The following is a 9,606-nucleotide window of genomic DNA, read 5'->3' as shown; positions in this document are numbered from 1 at the left end:
CGCCGTCGTACCGTTCTCCACGGCCCGTGGCCTCCTCCCGCTGCTCCGCAACAGAGCGAGAATCAGGCGGCCCCGGGCCCTCACGACGCTGACGCCGAACGGCCACACCGGCCGTGCCCACTCAAGATCGAAGAGCCCTTTAAATGGTACTCCGGCACGACTGCCACCATGCCCCTGCTCTCGCGAGCCGGTGCACCGCTGGCTAATGGACCGCTACCAGCCGTCGCGAGCCAGCCGACGCGCCCCAACATCGACCAGCCGCGCGACGCAGCGGCCGTAACCGTTCTCGGCGGCCCACTGCTTCACGCCCAGCAGCTCTGCGTCGAGTTGCTTGCCTAACTACCTAGCGTGTCGTTGCGGTGATTTGATTAGTCCATCCGGGTGGCACCCGACCTCCAGTGCCATTTGCAGCGCCATAGTGCAGGACCACACACGTGCTTTACGTCCAGCGGCGCCGCGGGGGGCGTTGCCTTCGTTATCGGAGGTCATCTCATGCCGTCCCTCAAACGCTCCTCGGTTGTCGCAGGAGCGGTGCTCGCGCTGGGCCTGTCGCTCGCGCTGGCCCCATCGGCCGAGGCCAACGTGCCGAACCACGTCCGGATATCGGGCCAGATTAGTTGCGCCACCTGGCCACCAGCGCTTCCATCGACGAGTTACCTTGCCTCTAGGGCGCGCTTCCAGGCCGCGAACGGCGAGGCCCGAGACGCCACAATCAATGGCCTCAACTACCAGGTGGACTTGTTCCAGGTGCCGGCGGGTGGCGAGAATGTCACGGTCTACGTGACCTGCCAAAACTTCCGCAACCCCTCGTGGGGGCGGACGTTCCGTGTTAACCGGCAGGCCAATCAGCAGCAGACTGTCAGCCTTCTGACCCATTAGCAGCTCGCCAGGGCGGAGGAAACGCCCCGCGTGGCCACATCGACGGGGCAACCACCTCACCGGCCCACGGTTGGCTGGCGGGCGATACTAGAGAAGCCGCCTGCCGCCGACCGAGTTGTATGCCGACGGTCGTCCTCGAGCAAGACTGCGGCGTCGGGCTGGGCCAGGCGGCCGGTGACGATCTCGGACACATAGTCGTCGGCATCGTCGCCGCGGCGGGCCACATGCCCGAGGGCGGCGCGGCAGCGGTAGGCGTGGTACTTCCCGCGATGGGTGCCAGCGTTCACCGTCGCCCCGCAGACGCCGCGCACCGCCACCCCGGATAGAAGGTATTGAACGTTCGGCGGGGCCTGGTGGCGCCGTAGCCGGTCGGAGCCGGTGAGTAGGGAAGCGACAGCGGCCAGCTGATCTCGCGCCTCGCGCCTCGCGCCTCGCGCCTCGCGCCTCGCGCGGCCGCGCGGCTAAGACGTCGTCTGGCGGCTTGAGCCCGCCTGGTGGCTGAAGCGGCTGGGGTGCCACCGCCTGCGACAAGATTAGGAAGATAGATTCGCGGAGGCGCTCGGCGTTACTGGCGAGGACCTGCTCAAGTTCGGCGACCCACCCGTAGGGACCTTAGTCGCGGTGGGTCCGCTGCTGCGTCACCGCGTCTCGTGCCTCGGTGACGCTCCCGACCCGCCCTTGTACCGCCCACATGTCGAGCTCACCGAGGTCACCGAGGTCACCGGCCAGCAAGTAGCACCGTAGTACCTTCACGACCGAGTCCAGCCAGAACTGGACGTCTCCGCTACCGACCGAGGAGGGCGGGTGACGGCGCCGATGCACTCCGCAGCCGCGACGCGAGCTACTCGACCCTGGACGGACATCGCGACGACTGGCTGGACCACGACATCGCATCTTCAGCCGGAACTCTCATCGTTGAGTGCCGCGATAAGGGGGCTTATCACGGCATCGGAGGCCCACACCCACCTGTCAGCTTGCGGTAATGAACCCTCACAGCCGACGGCCGGCGGGCCCGAAGAAGGCAGCGGGCCATCGCGTCGGCGAACAGGGTCGGTCAGTGCGAGGCGGGGTTCGCGAGAGAATCGTCGACCGTGATCGACTCCGGCGCCCTGTCAGGCTCCGGGTCAGTGCCGGGCTCTGGGTCGCTCGAAACGCTGGAGAGGGCCTTGAGCCCGCGGAAGGGCACGTGGGTGCGGCTGGGGTGAAGGACGACGCCAGCATCGGTGACGTCGACCTTTGCCTCGCGGTAGACGATCAGCACCTCGGTGAGGTGCTTAGTGAAATCGCGCTTGAACTGGTTGCGTCCCTGCTTGGTGTCGGCGAGGTCGGAGCCGAACTGGGCACGCAGGGTCTCCCAGGACACCGTGCAAGACTTCCGCAGGTAACTCATCCGATAGGTGACCCAGCAGTAGATATCCAGGCGAAGGGCGGAGCCGCGCAGCGCGCGCAACGCGCCGATGTCGACCGGCACAGGGTGGTTGACGACCTCGTCGAAGAAGTCTCCCGAGAGCTTGACCGTGGAGGGGAACAGCGGCTCGGCGCCGGGGTCGTCGCGGTGGGTGTGCCAGAGGTCGAAGGTGCTGGCCACCGACATCTGTCCACCGGTGACCCGCCGACCTGCGCCGGTCTCCTTCTCCCATTTCACCGAGAGCGAAGCGAGGAAGAGCCGCTCGCTCTGGGTCATCAGGCGGGTGATCGTGCCGTTCTTCCCGCCGGTCGGGGTCATGCCCAGCTGGCGCATGAAGTCCGACAGACTGCGTCCGAGCGTGAGCTCACGACTCTGCTTGCGCAACGCCTCGGTGGACAGCCAGTGCAACAGCAGGCGAGGCACCGTCCCGTAGGGGTAGCCCGAGGGACCCGGGGTAACGCTGAGGACCAGATCGCCGTTGCGACGCTCCCAGCGCTCCTTGGTCTTCGGCTCCTGATAGGGCAGCGAGGTCTGGGTGAACAGGCGGGCCAGGAACCCGATCTCCTGCTCCTCCTGGTCCCACAGCTCTGCGGCGGCACGCAGGAACTTGAGGTCGCGGTTGGAGTTCGACGCCAGGGCCGTCATGGGGGGCAGCATGGCACGGCCGAGCCCGCACGATCGGGACCCCGGCGAACACGGAGTGTTGTCCACGCATAAGTTACCGACCTCGCAGCCATCCACGCATGCATTGCCGACCATGGGCGTGTCGTGCCTGCTGTCCACGCATGAACCGCCGACCGAGCAGCCTCCGATCCGCAGCCACCATCGAGCTGTCCACGCATGGCTCGCCGACCGTCGAGCACGCGGACCTGAGAGACGGCGCAAGAGCGTCACCGGCTAGGCCCGCGGATCCATAGCCTTTCAGGACCCGAGGAGCCACATCCTGCTCCTGCTCACCGGCGACACCGACCCGCCCGTCTACGCATAGCTTGCCGACCCCGACCCCGCCGGCCCCCAGCACAGGATCGTCGCTGCTCAGCGGGCGCATAGATCGCCGACCACGGACCGACAAGGTCCGCGCATACATGGCCGACCTGGGCTTCCGGAGCGCCGGAACCGGCACCGCCGCGCCAGCCGACACGTTCAGACGGTGCCGCGCATACCTTGCCGACCACAGCCCCTCAGACGGAACAAAACCCCGGAGCGGCGGCGGGTCGCGAGTCGCTGACCTGCGACTATGAGCAAGGCCTCCAGAACGCGCCGCCGTCGCGCATAGTCTGCCGACCAAGTCTTGGGTGGCAGGCGCCGATCGATCGAGGCCACGCATAGAGCGCCGACCGCAGAGCGTCGGGCCGGCAGCGACCGCTCGAGTCCCAACCGGCCGCGCATGTCTCGCCGACCGCCGGTCCCAGATCTGCGCATGTCATGCCGACCCGATACGCATACCCGACCGACCAGATCTTGTCGTTCACGCAGGTCAGAGGTCGTTTTCTTGGCCCCCTGTAGTTCTTTCCCTGTAGAGAGATCCTGTAGGCCGAATGGGCGCGCAAGTTCCGCCGAGTTCCGTCGATCCAGGCGCCTTCTGCCTCCAAGCCTCACCGTCGGAGCTCGAGCAGCGAGGGTTACCCGTCCCTGGACCTGCCGACAACCACTCGACAGGCCTCACTCCACGCCCGCATCGCCCCGCCTGCGACAGCTCCACACTCACCGGCCCAGGCCGCTCTTCGGTCCTCAGCCCTACCTCCGAGCGGCGACGCCCTCCGAAGGCCCCCCCGCCATGTGCTCCAACCTCACTCGAACCCCCGACCGGTGGTCCGGTTCACTGCCCACTTCGGTCTCCGACCCACCTACCTGCTCATGGGGACGGTGAGTACCTGACGGTGCCGTGGGGTGGAGGCGCCGAAGGGCAGGTGACTGCGCGCAGGGTCGGCCGTCTATGCGCACCGCGTCGGCGCACGGTCGGCCGGTTATGCGTGCCTCCAAAAGCCCGCAGGCCGTACCGCGCAGGGTCGGCCTCCTATGCGCAGCGCCACTCGCCGGCCAGTCAACTGCAGGACGGACGACCAAGAAGGGGTCGGCAATACATGCGAGCATGCCCACGGACCGCAGCACCAGGTCATCCTCGAACGCCGCCCGGGACGCTCGCCACTTGTCCGACCTGCCCGACGCGTCCACTGAGGACATGGCCGCGTCCAGCAACGCCGCGGTGGCGGTCGGGATGGATAGCACGGTCCCGGTCACCGCCAGGTTTGCGCGGACGTTCCTTGCGACGGTGGTGCTGCTCAGGGAAGGGCAACACCTGGCGAGCTGATGGCGCAGCGTAGCCGAAGTCTCGATCCAACAAGTCCGGCGGTGCGTGGTGGCAGAGGCGATCCTCGCGTCGTTCGCTGGCCGGCTGGTGAACCGGCGGCTCACCCCAGCTCGTCCGCCAGGCTCCGGAGCTGCGGGATCTCACCGGACGGGGCGGTCGAAATGGCCGTCGCCAGGTCCCGCGCCGGGGGGTAGGTGCCGCCCCGCAGCTCGATGGCGCTCATCTGCGCGGCCCCGGTCTCGGAGTTCGCCGAGAAGACCAGCGCGTCGCGGTCGAACGCGGTCCCGGCCTCGCCGCGCAGCCGGGTCAGCGTCGCGTCGTCGATGTACCCCGATGCCATGGCCGCATCGCTGGCCGACGGCGTCAGGTGCAGGGCCGTCACCCAGCTCTGCAACCGATCTCGTTCAGGGCTCTGCTCGGCGACGATCCGCTGCCCGAACTCCCGCACCCGCGGGTCCGACCCCTGCGCCGTCATCAACGCGCCGACCTGAAGCGCCCGCTCGTGATGCGGGAGCATGTGCAGGACGAATGCGGAGTCGACAGGCGACGCGGCCCCCGGCGTCGCCGCCGTCGACGACTGGGTCGGGCCGTTCCCGGACGGTGAGCCCGACGTCCCGCAGGCCGCGAGCGTCGCCAGGGCCGGGACGAGCAACACGACGGCGAGCCGACGGACGCGAACGGATCTCATCGAGCTCGTTCTCCTTCGGTGGATGACCGCCAAGGTTCGCGTCCCGACCCGTCCGCGTTCACCCCACGCCGTATAGCGACATGCCCGGGCGTCCGCGGCGGTCACCTCGTGATCCTCAGGGCCACTTCGCATTGAGCATCGTTGGCGACCGTTCCTGCCGAGGACCGGGGATGCCCTCGGCACGCCGGAAGACCACATGGGCCGACCGCGTGGCCCACGGACTACACCAGCGGCCGGGTCCGGCTCTGCCCATCACCGCCAAGGTGACCGACCAGGCCCGCGGCGGACGTCACCGCCCGGCCACCGCGGGCTGATCGCGAGCCCCCCGCGCGCCGCGCCGACGTCTCAATGGCCTCGCTCAGTCGCCGACCTCACCCCCGGCAAGGTCGTGCGCTACGTGGCGTGCCGGGAGGGACCGTCGGTGGTCTGAGGCTCTCGAGGGCGTAGCGCCGCAGCGGGCACGAGCCCGCAGTCGACTCGTTTGGCGGGCCGGAAGTCCTCGACCAGCGGGACCGAGTAGTCGACGAGGCCATACCACTGCCCGTCGAGATCGCGCTCCCAGTGGTGCAGCCACCCGATCACCTCGCCCCGCAGGTCCAGCCTGCCCTGCCGGCCGGCGGGCACCGGCGCGCCCTCGGGAGGATCCACGGGCAGCGGGGCGTCCTCGTCACGGAGCTCGGTCGGGCTGGGATGAACCAATCGGAGCCGAACCCAGACCGCTCGGACGTGTCCGCCCTCGCCACGCCCGAAGCCGTGGGGGAGCGCGCCGGGTGGCTTGCCGTCGAGATCAGGAACTCTGCCGTCCGTCACCCAAACAGTAGAACATATGTTCGAAACACTTGGGAGCGGGACCTGTCGCACGACGAGTGGGGTGCCTGGAGGTCAGGGGCGAGTTCATTGACGAGCCGCAGGGGCAGGCAGCACGTGGGCGGCGTAGCGGTCGGGGGCGAAGCGGAACCCGACGACAGCAGCCGCCAAGGCGAAATCGACACCGAGGCCTCGTCGTCTCCATCTGCTGCCGGTACCGCTCGGTCTAACGGCGTGCCGAAGGCCGCTCTCGACCGCGAGAAGGCCGCCGCATGGCGAGCCGAGTGCTCCCGTCAGCCGACGTTCGGGCGAACGGTCCTGGTCCCCGTGAGGGGCGGCGTCGTCGTCGTGGTCATGGGGGACGGCGTGGTGGTGGTGGTCATCGGGAGCGTGGTCGTCAACCGCGGCACGACCAGACACGACCGGATCGCCGCCTGCACCAGCAGGACGTACTCGTGGGGATTCGTGCGCGCCAGGCGCGGATCGACCGCCCGGATCCTGGTCTCGATGCACTGCGCAGGTGCCGGCGTAGACCGGATTGTTGCGTGCTCTGGGACCGCATGCGCGCCCGTCGCCAACCCGACCGCCAACAACGTCGACGCCGACACCGCCGCCAGGACTCCCGCGACAGCCTGAACCTTCCGCATGACACCCCCAGGAGAACGAACTCCTACGCTCCAACGGCCCGCTGCGGCCCCCGATACGTTCGCTCGTCGGGTTGGGCGACGGAGGGGTCAGTCGACGTGCTGGGCGATGTTGAAGACGTTGCCTGGCGGGGCGCCCGGACGAAGAAGCGCCGCACGTTCCCAGGGCTCCGTCGTGATCGGGTGCACGATCTCGTAACCGCGCTCCCGCGTCTCCTCCAGCGTCGCCGACGTCCTCGACCCGGGGCCCCGCGACCGGTGACGTCCTCGCCGCGCTCACCGTCGTCCTGACCGGCACGCCCGCCGAGGACGACCCGGACATCTACCCCCGCGCCGCCGAGCTGGCAGCCGAGATCATCGGGATGCCAGACGAGGTCCGGCGCCGGCCGCCGCGCCGCGACTAACGCTCACCAGCGTGCTCGGCGGTCGAGGGTCCATCGCGGAGTTGGTCCGCGGCGTCGCGCCGGATCCGGATCAACGCCGCCACGAACCCGATCAGCAGGTCAAGCTGCTCGGGGTCGTAGGCCTCGCACACCTCGAGGACCGCGGCGTCGACCCACCCCGACAGCGCCTCAGCCCGCGCCCGATAGCCGGGATCGAGCTCGATAAGCGGCGACCACGGCACCTCCGCTCGCTGCACCCGGCGCGCGACCCCCTTGCGGACAAGCCGATCGACGATCTCGTAGACCGTGGACGACGCGAGGCCGGTCGCCCGAACCAGGTCGTGGCCCGGAAGCGCCCCGGTCCGGCGGACGATCTCGAGGGTCTCGCTCTCCACGCGCGAGAGTCGATCAGCGTCATCGACGGCCTTATCGAGCTTCACCACCGCGGCACGCAGCAACCGCTCTGCCTCGAACAACTCACGGGGGACCCGGGGGGAGGACGCCACACCCACACTCCCACAGTACGTCGGACAGGTAGGGCACGAGCTCAGCGGTGGGTCTCGGAGCGCAGCACCATCGAGCGGCTGCGCCGGGCCCGTGGCCGCGGCGCCGCCGCATTGCCCACCGATCCCGCAGGGGTAGACCAGATCCCACGCCCCCTGGGCGGTCATGCCGACCGCGACGCCGATAGCCGCCCACGACGCGCCCCGGACCCGGGCCTGGGCGACCAGCCGGTCCAGGTCGGCGGCGTCGTCGCCCGTCGTCGCGCGTCGGAGCGAGCCGGGCCCGGATCGGCGCGGTCGGATCCGGTGCGGGCCCTCGGGCACGTCGAGGACAGTGCCGCGCCAACCGCAAGTGCAGCCCGGACCGGCGTAGGCCGCAGTCGCGGCGACCCCGACCCGCTCCCGCCCCGCGAGGGTGACCCGTAGGCCAGCGGACTGTGCCCCTCGGCGAGGGATGGGCCCAGCCGGGCTGTCCCAGCCAGCCGCGCGGGCGGTGCAGCTCGCGGCGCCGCGGGCGCCCGTCGGCGGCCGGAGCCAGCGCCCGGGACGGGCCGGGGAGCACGGTGTGCCGCCAGGGTTTCCACGCCACCTGCCGGGCGACCCCCAGCGCGACGCCGATGTCAGCCCAGGACGCGGCGTCCACCCACGCCGAGGCCACCGCGTCGGCCAGCGCGGGGTCATCCAGCCGCAGCGCCGGCATCGCCGCGGCCAAATCCGCCGTCGACGCCACCAAGCCGCCGACGACGGCCTTGGCCCCCGTGGTGGTGGGGTCGAGGCCGCCGCTTTCAGGTGCTCGGGCGTCGACCTCGGGATCGTCGCGGCACGCCGCTTCGGGTTCCGATGGACCAGTTGCGACTCCGGCGAGCGCGCGGTGGCGTGGGCGCGGGCTGATTCGTGCTCCGAGTCCTCCACGGAGTCGGCTCCACTCGACGCGGTTCTAGCCTGTAGCGGTCCGACCAGGAACATCACGCCTCTGGCCGCCCCGCCGAGCTCAGCGCGAGCTCGTCCTGCCAGGCGGCCTCGTCGAGCGCGGCGAACCCGTCGGCGGGGGCGTGCGAGCCGCCAGCGACGTGCACGAGGACGTCGGCGCGGCCAAAGCGTTCGCTGACGCGCTCCGAGACGAGGCCGACGCCGTCGGGGGAGGTGAGGTCGGCGGCCACGGACGCCTCGGCCTCCCCGGGCTGCTCGGCCGGTGGCTTGCGGGCAACTCCGAGGACGGTGGCGCGGCGGCGACGAGTCGGGCGACTACCGCGGCGGCGACGGCCCCGGTGGCGCCGGTGACCACCGCGCGCCGCCCGACGAATTCGAGCTGTTCGGTCATGGGGACGACGTTCCGGTGTCCCGCTGTGGGAGGGTCCAGCCCCGGTTACGGCGGTCACGGCCGGCCCCGGCTGCGCTCGAGCGCGGCCTCCAGGGCGTCCGCAGCACGCGGGTCATCACGCATCGTCGTCACCGTCCCCGGACCCGGGAGCCCGCAGCCGGTGGCGACCGTCTCGTGTCGCCACCCGCGGGTGCCGCGCCCAATCCGCGACCGGGGCGGCCACCACCCGGGCCGGCTCGATCCCCGCAGGGGGGTCGCCTCGACACGGCGTGACCCGTCGTCCTCGAGCTCATGGTCGGGGTCGTCGTGTGGGGTCTCGCGGCGGAACAGGTCTCGCAGTCGCATGACGGTGTCCTTCGGTGGGCACCCCATATGGCCGGCACCACAGCGCCGGCACCCGGAACGGCGCCTCCCTGAGCGACAGCGGTCGGGAGTCCTCAGGTCGCCCTCCGCGCGGAGGGTGATGCCGGCCGTGCTCAACGCGAGTGGGCGGCGAAGAACTCGTTGAGAGTGACCGGTCGCAGGCCCCGCTCGCGGATGATGCCGGTGATCTGGTCGAACAGCCCGAGCACCGTCGGGTGGTTGGCGTGCCCCAGCATGATCGTTCCAGGGGTGAGGTAGCGGCGCGCCTGGGAGAGCAGGAACTGGGGCGTGACGGTGGT

General features: G+C 70.2%; 9 protein-coding genes and 1 pseudogene. 3 read left to right on the top strand and 7 right to left on the bottom strand.

Annotated elements, in window-relative coordinates; all coding sequences use genetic code 11:
• Positions 1–531 precede the first annotated feature (531 nt).
• A complete protein-coding gene (locus AC0CYZ_RS29580) occupies positions 532–879 on the top strand; it encodes a hypothetical protein (RefSeq protein ID WP_472221691.1) in 348 nt (115 codons plus the stop codon).
• 56 nt (positions 880–935) lie between these two features.
• On the opposite strand, the gene AC0CYZ_RS29575 is transcribed toward AC0CYZ_RS29580, so the two are convergent.
• Both AC0CYZ_RS29575 and AC0CYZ_RS29570 read right to left on the bottom strand, forming a co-directional pair.
• A complete protein-coding gene (locus tag AC0CYZ_RS29575) occupies positions 936–1,196 on the bottom strand; it encodes a hypothetical protein (RefSeq protein WP_472221690.1) in 261 nt (86 codons plus the stop codon).
• Positions 1,197–1,933: 737 nt separating this feature from the next.
• Positions 1,934–2,932 (bottom strand): replication protein RepA, encoded by a 999-nt coding sequence (locus AC0CYZ_RS29570; RefSeq protein ID WP_472221689.1) that lies wholly within the window; start codon positions 2,930–2,932, stop codon positions 1,934–1,936.
• Positions 2,933–4,436: 1,504 nt separating this feature from the next.
• Between AC0CYZ_RS29570 and AC0CYZ_RS29565 the strand changes: the two genes are divergently transcribed.
• Complete coding sequence (locus AC0CYZ_RS29565; RefSeq protein WP_472221688.1) at positions 4,437–4,598, top strand: hypothetical protein; 162 nt, start codon at positions 4,437–4,439, stop codon at positions 4,596–4,598.
• A 100-nt stretch (positions 4,599–4,698) separates the two neighbouring features.
• Here the strand turns inward: AC0CYZ_RS29565 and AC0CYZ_RS29560 are convergent, their stop codons facing one another.
• Entirely contained in the window at positions 4,699–5,286 is a 588-nt protein-coding gene (locus AC0CYZ_RS29560; RefSeq protein WP_472221687.1) for a DUF305 domain-containing protein, read from the bottom strand.
• Positions 5,287–5,679: 393 nt separating this feature from the next.
• Positions 5,680–5,934: a hypothetical protein gene (locus AC0CYZ_RS29555; protein ID WP_472221686.1), complete on the bottom strand. Its 255-nt coding sequence runs from the start codon at positions 5,932–5,934 to the stop codon at positions 5,680–5,682.
• A 276-nt stretch (positions 5,935–6,210) separates the two neighbouring features.
• Between AC0CYZ_RS29555 and AC0CYZ_RS29550 the strand changes: the two genes are divergently transcribed.
• Positions 6,211–6,729 (top strand): hypothetical protein, encoded by a 519-nt coding sequence (locus tag AC0CYZ_RS29550; RefSeq protein WP_472221685.1) that lies wholly within the window; start codon positions 6,211–6,213, stop codon positions 6,727–6,729.
• A 408-nt stretch (positions 6,730–7,137) separates the two neighbouring features.
• Here the strand turns inward: AC0CYZ_RS29550 and AC0CYZ_RS29545 are convergent, their stop codons facing one another.
• The 3 genes and pseudogenes from AC0CYZ_RS29545 to AC0CYZ_RS29535 all read right to left on the bottom strand — a co-directional run.
• Entirely contained in the window at positions 7,138–7,596 is a 459-nt protein-coding gene (locus tag AC0CYZ_RS29545; RefSeq protein ID WP_472221684.1) for a helix-turn-helix domain-containing protein, read from the bottom strand.
• A 992-nt stretch (positions 7,597–8,588) separates the two neighbouring features.
• A complete protein-coding gene (locus AC0CYZ_RS29540) occupies positions 8,589–8,783 on the bottom strand; it encodes a hypothetical protein (RefSeq protein ID WP_472221683.1) in 195 nt (64 codons plus the stop codon).
• A 637-nt stretch (positions 8,784–9,420) separates the two neighbouring features.
• A pseudogene (locus AC0CYZ_RS29535) lies at positions 9,421–9,606 on the bottom strand (polysaccharide deacetylase family protein); the annotation flags it as partial.

The sequence above is a fragment of the Actinomycetospora sp. genome (assembly GCF_055612215.1).
This window is presented reverse-complemented; position numbering and strand designations above follow the sequence as displayed.